Here is a 14,731-nt window from a genome sequence, read left to right as displayed (position 1 = left end):
CGGGTGTCCGAGGTGGGACGATGCGGGGCCGTCATCGGTCAGGTGCCGGTAATGTCGATGTCGAAGTCGCGTCACTGACGTTCCTGGCAGCACTGGAGCCGTCGTTGAAACCCTCCGTCTCGTCGCTCCCGCCGGTGCGGGGCGCCCGGTGAAGGCGCTCGTCCTGGCGGGCGGGTCCGGCTCGCGACTGCGGCCGATCACCTACAGCTTCGCCAAGCAGCTGGTGCCGGTGGCGAACAAGCCGGTGCTGTTCTACGGGCTGGAGGCCATCGCCGACGCGGGGATCCGCGAGGTCGGCGTGGTGGTCGGGGACACCGAGGCGGAGATCCGGGCGGCGGTCGGCGACGGGTCGCGGTTCGGCCTGGAGGTGACGTACCTGCGGCAGGACGCCCCGCGCGGGCTGGCGCATGCGGTGCTCATCGCCCGGGAGTTCCTCGGCGACGACGACTTCGTCATGTACCTGGGCGACAACTTCATCGTGGGCGGCATCACGGAGCTGGTGGACCGGTTCCGCCGGGAGCGGCCGGACGCGCAGATCATGCTCGCCAAGGTGTCCGACCCGCGCGCGTTCGGCGTGGCCGAGCTCGACGCGGACGGCCGGGTGGTGGCGCTGGAGGAGAAGCCGGAGCATCCCAAGAGCGATCTGGCCCTGGTCGGCGTCTACCTGTTCAGCCCGGTGGTGCACGAGGTCGTGGCGCGGCTCACACCGTCCCGGCGCGGCGAACTGGAGATCACCGACACCATCCAGGGCCTGATCGACCGGGGCCGCCGGGTGGAGTCGACGATGGTGTCCGGCTACTGGAAGGACACCGGGAACGTCGCCGACATGCTGGAGGTGAACCGGCTGGTGCTGGAGGGCGTGGAGCCCTCGGTGGCCGGCGAGGTGGACGCGTCCAGCGAGCTGATCGGCCGGGTGGTGGTCGAGGAGGGCGCGCGGGTCACCGGGTCGCGCGTCGTCGGCCCGGCCGTCATCGGGCCCGGCGCGGTGGTCCGCGACTCCTACATCGGGCCGTTCACCTCCATCGACCGGGACTGCTCGGTCGTGGACAGCGAGATCGAGTACTCGATCGTGCTGCGCGGCGCGTCCATCGACGGCGTCGGCCGCATCGAGTGCTCGCTCATCGGAAGGCAGGCACGGGTGACGCCCGCTCCGCCCGTGCCCAGGGCTCACCGTCTCGTACTGGGAGACCACAGCAAGGTGCAGATCAGCAAATGAGGGCGCGGCGGATCCTGGTCACCGGCGGGGCCGGGTTCATCGGCTCGCACTACGTGCGCGAGCTGGTGTCCGGGGGCTATCCGGAGTGGGCGGACGCCGAGGTGACGGTGCTGGACAAGCTCACCTACGCGGGCAACCTGGCCAACCTGGAGCCGGTCGAGGGGCGGTTCACGTTCGTGCGCGGCGACGTCTGCGACGCCGCCCTGCTCGCCGAGGTGGTGCCGGGGCACGACGTGGTGGTCAACTTCGCGGCCGAGTCGCACGTCGACCGGTCCATCGACAGCGCGGGCGAGTTCGTGCGCACCAACGTGCTCGGCGTGCAGACCCTCATGCAGGCGTGCCTGGACGCGGGCGTGCCGCGCGTCGTGCAGGTGTCCACCGACGAGGTGTACGGCAGCATCGACGAGGGGTCGTGGGACGAGCACGCGCCGCTCGCGCCCAACTCGCCGTACTCGGCGTCCAAGGCGGGCGGCGACATGATCGCCCGCGCGTACGCGCGCACGCACGGCCTGCCGGTGTGCATCACCCGGTGCGGCAACAACTACGGGCCGTACCAGTACCCGGAGAAGGTCATCCCGCTGTTCGTGACGAACCTGCTGGACGGCCGCACCGTGCCGCTGTACGGCGACGGCGGCAACGTGCGCGACTGGATCCACGTGTCCGACCACTGCCGCGGCATCCAGACGGTCGTCGAACGCGGCGAGCCCGGCGAGGTGTACCACATCGCGGGCACCGCGGAGCTGACCAACCGGGAGCTGACCCGGCGGCTGCTCGACGCGGTGGGCGCCGACTGGAGCCGCGTGGAGCACGTCCCCGACCGCAAGGGCCACGACCGCCGCTACTCGCTGTCGGACGCCAAGCTGCGCCGGCTGGGGTACGCGCCGCGGGTGTCGTTCGAGGACGGCCTCGCCGAGACCGTCCGCTGGTACGCCGACAACCGGGCGTGGTGGGAGCCGCTGAAGAAGCGCGCCGAGGACGCCGGATGACCTGGATGGTCGTCGGCGCCGGCGGCATGCTCGGCACCGAGCTGGTGCGCCGGCTGCGCGGGCGCGGCCGCGACGTCGTGGCGTTGACCCGCGCCGACCTCGACGTGCGCGACGCGGCCGCCGTCCGCGACGCCCTGCGGCGGCACCGCCCGGACGCGGTGGTCAACTGCGCGGCGTGGACGGCCGTCGACGACGCCGAGGCGCACGAGGACGCCGCGCTGGCGGTCAACGGCGACGCGGTGCGCACCCTGGCCGCCGCGTGCGGGGACGTCGACGCCACGCTCGTGCACATCTCCACGGACTACGTGTTCGATGGGCGGGCCGACCGTCCCTACCCCGAGGACGCCCCGCCCGCGCCGGTCAGCGCGTACGGCCGCACCAAGCTCGCGGGGGAGCGCGCCGTCCTCGACACCGGGCGCGGCTACGTGGTGCGCACGGCGTGGCTGTACGGGGCGCACGGCCCCAATTTCGTCCGCACGATGACGCGTCTGGCCGCCGAACGCGACACCGTCGAGGTGGTCGACGACCAGCGCGGCCAGCCGACGTGGACCGGCGACCTGGCCGAACAGGTCATCGCGCTGGTCGGGTCGGGCGCGCCGCCCGGCGTCTACCACGGCACGAACGCGGGGGAGACCACCTGGTACGGCCTGGCCCGTGAGGTGTTCGCCCTGCTCGGTCTCGACCCGGACCGGGTGCGGCCGACCACGACCGACCGGTTCCCGCGTCCGGCGCCCCGTCCCGCCTACAGCGTCCTGGGCCACGACCGGTGGACGCGGGTAGGGCTGAAGCCCATGCGCGACTGGCGCGAGGCCTTGCACGCGGCCTGGCCGTCTCTGAGCTGACCCTGGCGCCGTCCCGCGCCGGGCGACGCCCGCCGCGGGCGGGAGCGGGTCGGGTCCGGTCAGGTCGGGTCAGGTCGGCAGGCCGAGGGCGGCGTAGTAGTCGAGGCAGGCGCGGTAGTCCGGCAGCAGGCCGGACTTCTGCGCCTCGGCCAGGCTCGGCGCGGCGGCGTCCTTGGCCGACAGCACCGGTTCGACGTCCCGCGGCCAGGCGATGCCGAGGTCGGGGTCCAGCGGGTGCACGCCGTGCTCGCGTTCGGGCGCGTACGGCTGGGAGCACAGGTAGATGACGGTGGCGTCGTCGGTGAGCGCCAGGAAGGCGTGGCCGAGCCCTTCGGCGAGGTAGAGGCAGCGGCGGTTCTCCTCGTCGAGCCGGACGGCCTCCCAGCGGCCGAAGTCGGGGGAGCCGACGCGCAGGTCCACCACCACGTCGAGGATCGCGCCGCGCGGACACGTGACGTACTTGGCCTGCCCGGGCGGGACGTCGGCGAAATGCACGCCGCGCAGCGCGCCGCGGGCGGAGACCGAGCAGTTGGCCTGGGCGAGGTTCAGCTCGTGGCCGACCTGCGCGCGCAGCTCGTCCGCCCGGAACCATTCGTGGAAGGAGCCGCGGTGGTCGCGGTGTATGCGCGGGGTGAACGAGAAGGCGCCTTTGATGCCCAGTGGTTCCACACGCGCAAGGATGCCACAGCGGTCAGACCGGGGCGGACGCCCGCTCGGGTTCGGGTTCGGCCTGGGGCGCCGGCGCCGCGGTCAGCACGGCGGCCTGGCGGCGCAGCGTCTCCGTCCACGCCACCATGATCAGCAGCCAGATGCCGGAGACGTTGGCCGGGGTGGCCAGGCCCTCGGTGGTGATGCTGTCGACCAGGAAGAAGCCCAGCAGCCCCAGCAGCAGCCCCGCGTCGGGACGCAGCGGACGGTGCCGGGCGAGGAGCAGCAGCGTGTACGCGAGGACGATCAGCAGCGCCGCGAAGAGGAGGGCGCCGAACGCGCCGTTGTCGACCAGCGCGTTGATGAACGCGTTGTGGCCGCCGCCCAGCCCGATGTCCTCCAGGAACAGCCCTCGGGACGCGCCCAGGCCGCGTCCGAACAGCGGCTCCTCGGCGTAGGCGACCAGCGCCAGCTCCCACAGGTCGGTGCGCGAGTTCAGGGACGCGAGCTTCTCGGCGGTCTCGCCGCGCGCCACGAACGCCATGATCTTGTCGGAGAACGCCAGCGTCGCCAGCACCGCCACGGCCGCGCCGACCACGATGACGTCCGCGCGTCCGTGCGGGCCGCGCGCCGTGGCCAGCAGGACGACGACCCCGAAGGCGCAGCCGAGCGCCGCCCCGCGGGTCCCGGTGGCCACCAGCGCGCCCGACAGCACCGCCAGGGCGACGACGTAGGCCAGGGGATGCCAGAGCCGGTGCTCGGGATGCTCGCGGCGGGTGAGGTAGCCGATGACCAGCAGCACCGCCACGGCCAGGTACACGCCCGCGATGACGGGGTGGACGTACAGCCAGTTGAAGCGCTCCTGGGTGTGGGCGGTGCGCGGGAACGGGTGCGCCACGCCGATGCCCACCGACAGCAGCACGATCACGATGAAGGCGTGCGCCAGCCGGTGCAGGTCGCGCGGCTGCGCCCGGGTCGCGATCGTGTAGATCAGCGTCATCGTGACGAGCAGCTGCACGCCGCGCACGACGCCGAGCTCCTTGTACGGCGACCACAGCGCCGAGAGCGCCACGTACCCGGCGAATCCCCAGGCCGCCAGCAGCACCCCGCTGGGCCGCCGCGCCGGCGGCCGCAGCCGGAACCGGTGGTGCAGGTACAGGGCCGTGCAGCCGTAGATCGCGATCTCCACCAGCACCGTCAGGTCGGCGCTTCCGCTGACCGCCTGGTCGACCTCGCGGCTGCGCAGCTTGTAGTCGCTGGACAGCATCAACGCCAGCGGCAGCAGCACCGTCCACCAGCCCGCGCTGGGCACGGCGGGCCGCGTGCGGCGGTGCGGCAGAACGGAGAACTTGGCAACCTTCAACGGCGCTCCCGAGAACGGATCGCCCTCAGAATAGGCCCGCTTCGCCTCCGGCGCGGCCCGCGCGGCGGACGCCGGTCAGCCGTGCGCGACGGCCCAGGAGCCGACGTGGCGGGCGCCCGCCCGGCGGTCCACCTTTTCGGCGATGCGGGCCGGGAGGGGGAGGGGCGCGGAGCGGGCGCGCTTGGCGGCCGCGGCGGACAGCGAGCCGTCGGGCGCGGCGGCGGCGGGGTCGTCGAACGCCACGCCCTTCTTCTCCTGGCCGGTCTGCGCCCGGAACGCCTCGAGCCCGGCGAACGTCGCGGGGGCGGCGCCGTCGCGCTGCCAGACGACCAGGAAGAACGGGGTGCCGCGTCCGGGGCGGACGTACACGTTGCCGTTGGCGGAAATGCCCATGCGCTCCGCGCCGCGCGGGCGTTCGGAGTGGTCGTGCACGCACAGCAGGCACGGGGCGCCGCTGCGGGCGTCGGCGAGGACGTTGTTGCGCAGGGCGACGTTGCGCACCAGCCACGGCACGGTCGGGTCGGGCAGCTTCTGCCGCTGGTCGTGGCCGGGGACCGACAGGTCGGCGGCGCGCCGCCGGTCCTGCACCAGGTGGACGGCGCGGCCGTTGCCGACCACGGTGTTGTTCCAGATCTCGGCGTCCCCGGTGTCGTTGAGCCGCAGCCCGTCGCCGCCGTTGCCGAGGATCACGTTGTCGGCGACGACGGCCTTGGCGCTCAGTTCCAGGGACACGCCGTGGTCGCTGTTGCGGGCGACGCGGTATCCGGTGAGCGTGATGTCGTAGACCGACTCGTCCAGCCAGACGCCCTTGCCGCGGTTGCCCACGGCGGCGCCGCCGACGAGCGCCACCCTCCGGGAACGGGTGATCTTGATGCCGCCGGCGACGGGCGAGGGCTTGAAGCGCTCGGTGTTGTTGTTCGCCGCGCGCACCGACTCCAGCCGCAGGTCGTCGGCGTGGTTGGCGTGCACGCCGAGCATCCCGTTGCGGGTCGCGGTGACGCGGCGCACGCGGGCGCGCGGGGCCACCACGCTCAGCCCGGTCGTGGCCGAGTCGGTGACGGCCACGTTCTCCACGGTGACGTCTGGCGCGGCCACCTTCACCGAGCCGAGCTGGGGGATGGAGGTGGCGTAGCGGCGCACGCCGATGCCGCGCAGCGCGGACCCGGCGCCGCGCACGGTGATGGCCTCGGCGAGGGTGCTGGCGCGCACCGCGCGGCCGCGCGGGTCGGTGCCGATGTACAGGCGGCGGGCCTTCTCGTCGACGTAGAAGGTGCCCTCGTCGACCTGGTCGAGCGAGCCGACCTGCCGCTGCGCGACGCCGTCGATCCACACCTGGTCGGGATGGGCGGCCATCGGGTGGGCGCGGTCGACGAACCGGAACGCGGGATCGGAGCTTTCGGGCGCGCCCTTGGTGTAGCCGGGGGTGGAGTCGAAGAAGGCCGTCCAGCCGTCGACGGCCCACGCGTCGCCGCGCCGCACCCATCCGGTCACGGGGGAGCTGCCGTCGAACCAGACCGCCTCCCCCGGGTACGCCTGCAGCGTCAGCTTCTTGCCGGGCGGCACGGTGACCGACTCGTGGTAGGTGCCGCCGCGCAGCACCACGGTGTCGCCGGAGCGCGCCTTGGCGATGGCGGCGGCGACGGTGCGCAGCGGCGCGCCGCGGTCGCCGGACGCCGAGTCGCGGCCGGTCGGGGCGACGTAGAGGGCGCCGTCCGGGGCGGGGTAGCGGGTGCTGCCGACCCGGGCGGCGCCGACGGTGCTCGCGACCGTCTCGGCGGGCCGTTCGTCCCGCGGCGCCAGCCAGCCGAGGACGGCGACGGCGGCGGCCGCCGGCAGGGCGATGGCCCTGATGATCCACGTCCTACGGGTGCTGCCGCTCATGACGCGAACACTAACCGCTCGTCCCGGCGACCGGCGCGCATTGGACGCGACCGTGAACGGCCGTTGTGCGCCGGATCAGGCTTCGATGGCCCCCGTGAACAGCGCGACCTTGTGGGTGTCGCTGAACTTGACCCCCAGCGTCACTTTTCCGTACCCGGAGCTGGGCAGGTCGAAGGCGTAGGACGCCGACCGGGTCTTGCCCGGCGCCACCGTGCCGTAGAAGTCGTTGAGGTTGGCGTAGGAGGTGGGGCTGGCCTCGGTGTTCCGCGGGCCGTAGCGCGCCACGACGCGCACCTGGTTGAGGTCGAGCGGGCGCGGCGAGCCGTTGGTGAAGCGCAGCGTGAAGATGGTCAGGACGCGGCCCGTCATCTCGCCCGGCCCCTTGTTCTGGTTGCGCACCTTGCGGATGCCGGTGACCTGCACGGTGATCTTGTCGTCGTAGGTGACCGGCTTGCGCAGCCCTTGCGACAGCCGCAGGCTCTGCGCGCCGGGCGCGGCGTTGGCGTCCGCCTCGGACTGCTGGCTGGGCGGGGGCGGCGGCGGACCCGCCTCCTCCTTCTTCTTCTTGTCGTCGCCGGAGCATCCGGACAGCGCCAGCGCGAGGGCCAATGCGAGCGTCAGGCCGGAACCGGCCACGCGGCCTGCCTGCCGGATCGGCCGGACCGGACGCGAACCCGAACGGGGCATGCGGCTATCTCCTCGGTTGTCGCGGAATCGGGGAGCACGGACGCCGGCGGATGGAGCGGGCGTGCTGCAGGCGAAGCAGGTCCCCTGGGGTGGCCAACAGTGTAAAAGAGCGGCAATGATTGACGGTCGAGTATTGGCGACCTGGTGGGGTGACCGGGCTGTCACAGTCCGGAGTAATACGACTTTGAGGTTGCTTCCTATGAAATGTCTCGTGCGCGGCTTCACGCGCCGCGTCGCGGCCGTCACGGCGGCGGGTGCGCTCGCCGCGACGTCCGTCCAGGGCGTCGTGGCGGGTCCGGCGGCGGCCGACACGGCACCACCCGCCGGGACCCCCGCGACGGTGAGCGCGGACCCATTGCCGACCTGGCAGGTCAACGGGGTCGTGTGGAGCATGACGACGGTCGGGAACACCGTCTACGCGACCGGCAACTTCACCAAGGCGCGTCCGCCGGGCACGGCGGAGGGCAGCGGCCAGGAGGTCGACGCGCGGAACATCGTGGCGTTCGACATCCGCACCGGCGAGCTGGTGACGTCGTTCCGGCACTCGCTGAACGGGCAGGGTCTGCGGATCGTCGCGTCCCCGGACGGCCGGCGCGTGTACGTGGGCGGGGAGTTCACCGAGGTGGACGGGCAGCCGCGGTCGCGGCTGGCGGCGTTCGACACCGCCACCGGCGCCCTCGTCCCCGACTTCGCGCCGACGGTGTCGGCCAAGGTGCGCGCCATCGCCGCGACGAATTCGACCGTCTACTTCGGCGGGAACTTCTTCAACGTCAACGGCAAGTCGCGGACGCGGCTGGCGGCGGTGAGGGCGTCCGACGGGTCGCTCATCGACGCCTGGCGTCCCACCGCCGACGATGACGAGGTGTTCGCGATGGCGATGGCGCCGGGCGACACCCGCGTCATCATCGGCGGCCGGTTCCAGAAGCTCAACGGCGCCACCCAGGTCGGCATCGGAGCCGTGGACGCCTCCACGGGCGCGACGGCGACCTGGACCAGCCGCCCCATTCCGACGCGGCAAGACTCTCGGTACTCGTACGTCACCGACCTGTTCGTGTCCGGTGACACCGTGTACGGGTCCGCCAACGGCGAGGGGTGGCACTGGTTCGACGGGCGGTTCGCCGCCAAGGCGTCCAACGGCGACCTGGTGTGGCTGGACAACTGCTACGGCGCGACCTACGGCATCTTCGTCCAAGACCAGTCGGTCTACAGCGTGTCCCACGCCCACGACTGCTCGTCTCTGGGCGCGTTCCCCGAGACGAACCCGACGACGTGGCACCGCGCGCTGGCCGAGACCAGCTACCCGACCGGCACCGACCAGGCGCCCCCCGGCTCCAACAGCAACTACTCCGGCCAGCCCGTGCCGAGCCTGCTGCACTGGTTCCCGACGCTGGCCATGGGCACGTTCACCGGTCAGTACCAGGCCGCGTGGGCGGTGACGGGCAACTCCGACTACATCGCCATGGGGGGCGAGTTCCCGCGCGTCAACGGGGTGCCGCAGCAGGGGCTCGTGCGGTTCGCCCTCAAGGACAAGGCACCCAACAACACCGGTCCGGAACAGTCCGAGCTCGGCACGCCCCAGGCGGTCGCCCTGCCCGACGGCAGGATCCGCGTGTCCTGGAAGACCACCTGGGACATGGACAACAACAACCTCACCTACGAGATCCTGCGGGACGGCGACAGCACGCCGATCGGACGCGTCACCAAGGCGTCCACCTTCTGGGACATGCCGAGCGCCGCGTTCGTCGACGCGGCCCCTCCGTCGGGGGCCCACACCTACAAGGTGCGGGCCAAGGACCCGTTCGGCAACGCCGTCACCAGCGCCGCGTCCAACGCGGTGACCGCGGTGTCCGCGACGCCCAGCGCGTACGCTCAGACGATCGCCGGCGACGGACCCGCCGACCACTGGCGCCTGGGCGACGGCGGCAGCGGACCCGCCTACGACCACGCGGGCCCCTACGACCTGACCCTCCAGTCCGGGGTGACGCGCGGCCAGGCAGGGGCCGTCGCGAACGACTCCGACCGGGCGATGCGGTTCAACGGCACCTCCACCGGCACGTCCAGCACCCCCGCCGTGCCGACGCCGGGCGACTTCAGCGTGGAGGCGTGGGTCAAGACCACCAGCACCTCCGGCGGCAAGATCATCGGCTACGGCAACCGCAACTCCGGCAACAGCACCGCCTATGACCGGCACCTGTACATGACCAACGACGGCCGCGTCGTCTTCGGCGCCAAGCCGGCGGACTCCGTCAAGACGGTGCAGAGCGGCGCCGGGCTCAACGACGGGCGGTGGCACCACGTCGTCGGCACGCTGGACGCGTCCGACGGGATGCGGCTGTACGTGGACGGCCAGCAGGTCGCCGCCGACCCGACCGTCAAGAACGGGGAGAAGTTCTCCGGCTACTGGCGCGTCGGCGGGGACAACCTCGGCTCCTGGCCGAACCGCCCGACGAGCAACTTCCTCAACGCCACGCTCGACGAGGTGGCGGTGTACCCGCGCGCCCTGACGGCCGAGCAGGTCGCCCAGCACTACGGCGTCGGCACCGGCGCCGTCACCCCGAACAAGCCGCCGACGGCCGCGTTCACCGCGGAGTGCGAGTGGATGACCTGCACGTTCGACGCCACCGGCTCCACCGACGCCGACGGGTCGATCACCGCGTACGCGTGGGACTTCGGCGACGGGAAGACCGGCGCCGGCGCGACCGTCACGCACACGTACACCAGCCCCGGCGACCACACCGTCAAGCTCACCGTCACCGACGACGACGGCGCCACCGACGAGACGGAGCGCACCGTCACCGCGCGCTCGCAGACCCTCGCCTCGGACGGCTTCGAGCGCACCGTCAGCGGCGGGTTCGGCACCGCCGACATCGGCGGTCCGTGGTCGGGCGTCGGGACGGTCAGCGGCCTGTCCGTGGGCGGCGGCGTCGGCAAGATGACGCTCGGCGCCCCCGGCGCGGCCATGGGCGCGTACCTCAACGGCGTGTCCGCCGCCGGCACCGACGTCACCGTCAAGCTGTCGGTCGACAAGGAGGGCACCGGCAACGGCGTCTACTTCTGGGTGGCCGGGCGCCGCGTCGCCGGCGCGGGCGACTACCGGGCGCGTGTCCGGTTGCGGCCATCCGGGGTCGTCTCCCTGCAAATCAGCCGCACCGACGCCGGCAACAGCGAGACTGTCATCGGCGCCGAACAGACCGTCTCCGGCCTGACCTACACGCCGGGCGTCCCGCTGCGGCTGCGCCTGAGGGTGACGGGCACCGCGCCGACCACGCTGAGCGCGAAGGTGTGGGCGGACGGCGCCGCCGAGCCCGACTGGCAGGTCACCGGCACCGACGCCACCTCCGGGCTGCAGACGTCCGGCGGCGTCGGGCTGCGCTCCCAGCTGTCGGGCAGCGCGACCAACGCGCCGGTCGTCCTGGCGGTGGACGACTTCACCGCGCGGGCGGCCGAGTGACGGGCGCCCCGCCGCGGCGGTGCGCCGGACGGCTGACCCGCCGCGACGGGGCGCCTCCCGATATGCAGACAATTTCGTCCGTTGTCGCTGTGTCCCCTGCGGCCGAGCATTACGATCTCCGGATCGAAGTGACCGCAGGGGTCACAGGGGCCATCTGGCAAGGGATCTGACTCGTGACAAGTCCTTCGCTTCGACGTCGTCGTGCGGTCGCCTCCGCCGTCGCGGCCTCGACCGCCGTCCTCGGCGTCTCCGCCGCCCCCGCGGCGGCCGACACGGCGCCGCCCTCGGGGACGCCGGCCACGGTGAGCGCGGACGCGTTGCCGACCTGGCAGGTCAACGGCGTCGTGTGGAGCATGACGACGGTCGGGAACACCGTTTACGCGACCGGCAAGTTCACCAAGGCGCGGCCCCCGGGCACCGCGCCGGGAAGCAGCAAGGAGATCGACGCGAAGAACATCTTCGCGTTCGACATCCGCACCGGGAACCCGGTCAAGAACTTCAAGCACTCGCTCAACGGGCAGGGCCTGCGGATCACGCGGTCCCCCGACGGCAAGCGCGTGTACGTGGGCGGGGAGTTCACCGAGGTGGACGGCAAGGCGCGGTCGCGGCTGGCCGCGTTCGACACCGCCACCGGCAAGCTGGTGACGAGCTTCGCCCCGCGCGTCTCCAACAAGGTCCGCGCCATCGCCGCGACCAACTCGACCGTCTACTTCGGCGGGAACTTCTTCAACGTCAACGGCAAGTCCCGGACGCGGCTGGCCGCGGTGAAGGCGTCCGACGGGTCGCTCATCGACGCCTGGCGTCCCACCGCCGACGACGACGAGGTGTTCGCCATGGCGATGGCGGGCAGCAACCGCGTCATCATCGGCGGCCGGTTCCAGAAGCTCAACGGCGTCGCCAAGGTCGGCATCGGCGCGGTCAACACCACCACGGGCGCGACCGCCACGTGGAACAGCCGCCCGATCCCGACGCGGCAGGGCAGCCGCTACTCGTACGTGACCGACCTGTTCGTGTCCGGCGACACCGTGTACGGGTCGGCCAACGGCGAGGGGCTGCACTGGTTCGACGGGCGGTTCGCCGCCAAGGCGTCGAACGGCGACCTGATCTGGCTGGACAACTGCTACGGCGCGACCTACGGCGTGTACGCGCAGGGCAAGTCGCTCTACAGCGTGTCGCACGCCCACGACTGCTCCTCGCTCGGCGCGTTCCCCGAGACGAACCCGCCGTCGTGGCACCGGGCGCTGGCCGAGACGACCTACGCCACCGGCAAGGACCAGGCGCCCCCCGGGTCCAACAGCAACTACCGCAGGCAGCCGGTGCCGAGCCTGCTGCACTGGTTCCCGACCCTGTCGGCGGGCACCTTCACCGGCCAGTCCCAGGCCGCCTGGGCGGTGACGGGCAACTCCGAGTACATCGCGCTGGGCGGCGAGTTCCCGCGCGTCAACGGCGTGGCGCAGCAGGGGCTCGTGCGGTTCGCCGTCAAGGCCAAGGCGCCCAACAAGTCCGGCCCGCAGAAGTCGGGTGTGGCGGCGCCCAAGGCCGTCAAGGCGGCCAACGGCTCCATCCGGGTGTCCTGGAAGGCCACCTGGGACATGGACAACGCCAACCTCACCTACGAGGTGCTGCGCGACAACGGCACCACCCCCGTCGGCACGGTGAGCCGGGCGTCCACGTTCTGGCAGCTGCCCACCCTCACCTTCACCGACACCAAGGCGCCGCGCGGCAAGCACACCTACAAGATCCGGGTGAAGGACCCCCTGGGGAACACCGTCACCAGCCCCGCGTCCAACGCGGTGACCAAGTGACGGCCGCGCGCTGACCCCGGCGGAGACGCCCAGGGCAGACCGGAGAGCCAGGACAGACCGGAGAGAACGCGACGGGCCGCGTTCCGGGAGATCCGTCCCGGAACGCGGCCCGTTCACGTGGCGGCGGACGACCGGTGCCCGGCAGCGAACGCCGACGCGGACTCACCCGCCGCCGCGGACGGTCCTGCGGGTCAGCCGGCGCGCCAGCAGGTCCTCGCAGAGACGCTCGTAATCGGCGGCCACGTCGTCCCACACGTAGCGTTCGGCGGCCCGCTTGCGCGCGGCGGCGCCCCGGTCGGCGGCCGTGCCCGGGTCCCGCTCGGCCGCCTCGATCTCGGCGGCGAGGTCCTGCGGGCCGGTGAAGAACCGCCCGGCCTCCTCGCCCAGCACCTCCCGGTTGAAGTTCACGTCGAACGCCACGACCGGGGCGCCCGCGCCCATCGCGCGCAGCAGCGACGGGTTGGTGCCGCCCACCGAGTGGCCGTGGATGTAGGTGAGCGCGCCCGCGTACAGCGCGTCGAGGAGATCCTGGTCCCAGACGCCGCCGAGGAACCTGATGCGCGGGTCGTCTCCGGCGAGCTCCTTCACCCGCGCGGTGTACTCGTCGGAGTACGGCGCCGAGCCGACCACCACGAGCGGACGCTCGGCCTTGCTGAGCCGGTAGCCCTCGACGGCGAGGTGCACGTGGTTCTCCGGCTCGAACCGGGCCACCACCAGGTGGTACCCGCCCGGCTCGTACCCGGCCTCGGCGAGCTTGGCGTTGTCGGGCTCGGTGAGGATCGGCGCGCCGTACGGGATGAACACCGACGAGGCGCCGAAACGCTCCCGGTAGTAGTCCTGGATGCCGCGCGCGTCGGCGATGAGCGCGTCCGACCAGCGCACCGCCAGGCGCTCGGCGGCCCGGTAGTAGCGCTGCCCGGTGCCGCTCCACTTGGTGCGCTTCCACTCCAGGCCGTCGACGTGCGTGGCGACGGGGATGCGCAGCGCGCGCAGCACCGGCAGCAGCGGCGCGTTCGCCGCGTTGAACACCAGCGCCACGTCGGGGCCGCGGCGCGCGATCCGGCGGCCGGCGGTGTGCAGGACCGACAGCGCGGTGTGGCTGAGCGTCTCGGCGGCCTTGGCGCGCACCGCGGGCAGGTGCACCAGCCGCATGCCCAGGTACTCCCGCTCGGGATGTCGCTCGCCCCGGCAGTACACCGTCACCTGGTGGCCGGAGGCGGCCAACCGGCGTCCGATCTCCTCGACGGCGGTCTCGAAGCCGCCGTACCGCGCGGGCACTCCGCGCGTTCCCACCATGGCGATGCGCACCCTGGATCCCCTCGCTGAGCGTTACCTTGTTGAACCGAAGATCCGGCCGCGGTCGTAGAACGGCACGGTTCGATTTGGTCAGCGTAAGGCGAGCGGCCGTCTCGCGCGTCTTGTTAGTAAAGCGCGGTTAATCTGAGGGTTGGCGCGACGGCGGTGACTGTGCGCATCCGGCGCCGGAAGGAGGGGGCCGTGGACGAGGGTGACGAGAGATCCGTGGTGGTGCTCGCGCACCCGTCGCCCGATCTCTACGGCTCGGACCGCATGCTGGTGGAGTCGGTCCGGGCGCTGGCCGCCGAGTGGCGCGTGCTGGTGACCCTGCCCGCCGACGGGCCGCTGTCGGAGCCGCTGCGGGACGCGGGCGCCGAGGTCGTGGTGCTGCCCGTTCCCGTCCTGCGCAAGGCGTACATGTCGCCGGGCGGGGTGGTGCGGCTCGCGGCCGCGTCGCTGCGGGCCCTGCCGCGGGCCGTCCGGCTGCTGCGCCGCACCCGCGCCGCCGCCCTGTACGTGAACACGGTCACCATCCCGCTGTGGCTGGCGGCGGCCC

General features: G+C 72.6%; 10 protein-coding genes and 1 pseudogene. 6 read left to right on the top strand and 5 right to left on the bottom strand.

What is annotated here, in order from left to right:
- Nucleotides 1–148 precede the first annotated feature (148 nt).
- Genes AR3_RS18265 through rfbD form a run of 3 tightly spaced genes read left to right on the top strand, consistent with a single transcriptional unit; the run spans nucleotide 149 to nucleotide 3,044 of the window.
- Nucleotides 149–1,216, top strand: a complete 1,068-nt coding sequence (locus AR3_RS18265) for a glucose-1-phosphate thymidylyltransferase (protein WP_067915441.1) — start codon at nucleotides 149–151, stop codon at nucleotides 1,214–1,216.
- Entirely contained in the window at nucleotides 1,213–2,202 is a 990-nt protein-coding gene (gene rfbB, locus AR3_RS18260) for a dTDP-glucose 4,6-dehydratase (protein WP_067915440.1), read from the top strand. Before AR3_RS18265 ends, rfbB begins: the two co-directional genes overlap by 4 nt.
- Nucleotides 2,199–3,044 (top strand): dTDP-4-dehydrorhamnose reductase, encoded by an 846-nt coding sequence (rfbD, locus tag AR3_RS18255; protein ID WP_067915439.1) that lies wholly within the window; start codon nucleotides 2,199–2,201, stop codon nucleotides 3,042–3,044. The genes rfbB and rfbD overlap by 4 nt, the downstream gene beginning before the upstream one ends.
- A 69-nt stretch (nucleotides 3,045–3,113) precedes the next feature.
- Here the strand turns inward: rfbD and AR3_RS18250 are convergent, their stop codons facing one another.
- From AR3_RS18250 to AR3_RS18235, 4 genes are all read right to left on the bottom strand, one after another.
- A complete protein-coding gene (locus tag AR3_RS18250; protein ID WP_067915438.1) occupies nucleotides 3,114–3,713 on the bottom strand; it encodes a dTDP-4-dehydrorhamnose 3,5-epimerase family protein in 600 nt (199 codons plus the stop codon).
- Between the two features lie 22 nt (nucleotides 3,714–3,735).
- Nucleotides 3,736–5,055, bottom strand: coding sequence for an O-antigen ligase family protein (locus tag AR3_RS18245; protein ID WP_067915437.1), 1,320 nt, complete (start codon nucleotides 5,053–5,055; stop codon nucleotides 3,736–3,738).
- A 75-nt stretch (nucleotides 5,056–5,130) separates the two neighbouring features.
- Nucleotides 5,131–6,936 (bottom strand): NosD domain-containing protein, encoded by a 1,806-nt coding sequence (locus AR3_RS18240; protein WP_067915436.1) that lies wholly within the window; start codon nucleotides 6,934–6,936, stop codon nucleotides 5,131–5,133.
- 75 nt (nucleotides 6,937–7,011) lie between these two features.
- On the bottom strand, nucleotides 7,012–7,623 hold the full coding sequence (locus AR3_RS18235) for a hypothetical protein (protein ID WP_067915435.1): 612 nt from the start codon (nucleotides 7,621–7,623) through the stop codon (nucleotides 7,012–7,014).
- Between the two features lie 211 nt (nucleotides 7,624–7,834).
- Here AR3_RS18235 and AR3_RS18230 point away from each other — a divergent pair, with 211 nt between their 5' ends.
- Both AR3_RS18230 and AR3_RS18225 read left to right on the top strand, forming a co-directional pair.
- On the top strand, nucleotides 7,835–11,074 hold the full coding sequence (locus AR3_RS18230) for a LamG-like jellyroll fold domain-containing protein (protein WP_067915434.1): 3,240 nt from the start codon (nucleotides 7,835–7,837) through the stop codon (nucleotides 11,072–11,074).
- A 173-nt stretch (nucleotides 11,075–11,247) separates the two neighbouring features.
- On the top strand, nucleotides 11,248–12,879 hold the full coding sequence (locus AR3_RS18225; RefSeq protein ID WP_146150168.1) for a PQQ-binding-like beta-propeller repeat protein: 1,632 nt from the start codon (nucleotides 11,248–11,250) through the stop codon (nucleotides 12,877–12,879).
- Between the two features lie 162 nt (nucleotides 12,880–13,041).
- On the opposite strand, the gene AR3_RS18220 is transcribed toward AR3_RS18225, so the two are convergent.
- The gene (locus tag AR3_RS18220; RefSeq protein WP_083951663.1) at nucleotides 13,042–14,175 is read right to left on the bottom strand and encodes a DUF1972 domain-containing protein; all 1,134 of its coding nucleotides are present in this window, start codon (nucleotides 14,173–14,175) and stop codon (nucleotides 13,042–13,044) included.
- A gap of 201 nt (nucleotides 14,176–14,376) precedes the next feature.
- Between AR3_RS18220 and AR3_RS18215 the strand changes: the two are divergent.
- A pseudogene (locus tag AR3_RS18215) lies at nucleotides 14,377–14,731 on the top strand (glycosyltransferase family 1 protein); the annotation flags it as partial.

The organism is Actinomadura rubrobrunea NBRC 15275 (assembly GCF_001552235.1).
Classification (GTDB): Bacteria; Actinomycetota; Actinomycetes; order Streptosporangiales; family Streptosporangiaceae; genus Spirillospora; species Spirillospora viridilutea.
The sequence above is the reverse complement of the archived record's forward strand: the minus strand, read 5'-3'. Positions and strand labels throughout refer to the sequence as shown.

Excerpts from the sequence above, each read along its gene's own strand:
- rfbB (WP_067915440.1), top strand. The coding sequence starts at position 1,213 with ATGAGGGCGCGGCGGATCCTGGTCACCGGCGGGGCCGGGTTCATCGGC.
- rfbD (WP_067915439.1), top strand. The coding sequence starts at position 2,199 with ATGACCTGGATGGTCGTCGGCGCCGGCGGCATGCTCGGCACCGAGCTG.
- AR3_RS18240 (WP_067915436.1), bottom strand. The coding sequence starts at position 6,936 with ATGAGCGGCAGCACCCGTAGGACGTGGATCATCAGGGCCATCGCCCTG.
- AR3_RS18235 (WP_067915435.1), bottom strand. The coding sequence starts at position 7,623 with ATGCCCCGTTCGGGTTCGCGTCCGGTCCGGCCGATCCGGCAGGCAGGC.
- AR3_RS18220 (WP_083951663.1), bottom strand. The coding sequence starts at position 14,175 with ATGGTGGGAACGCGCGGAGTGCCCGCGCGGTACGGCGGCTTCGAGACC.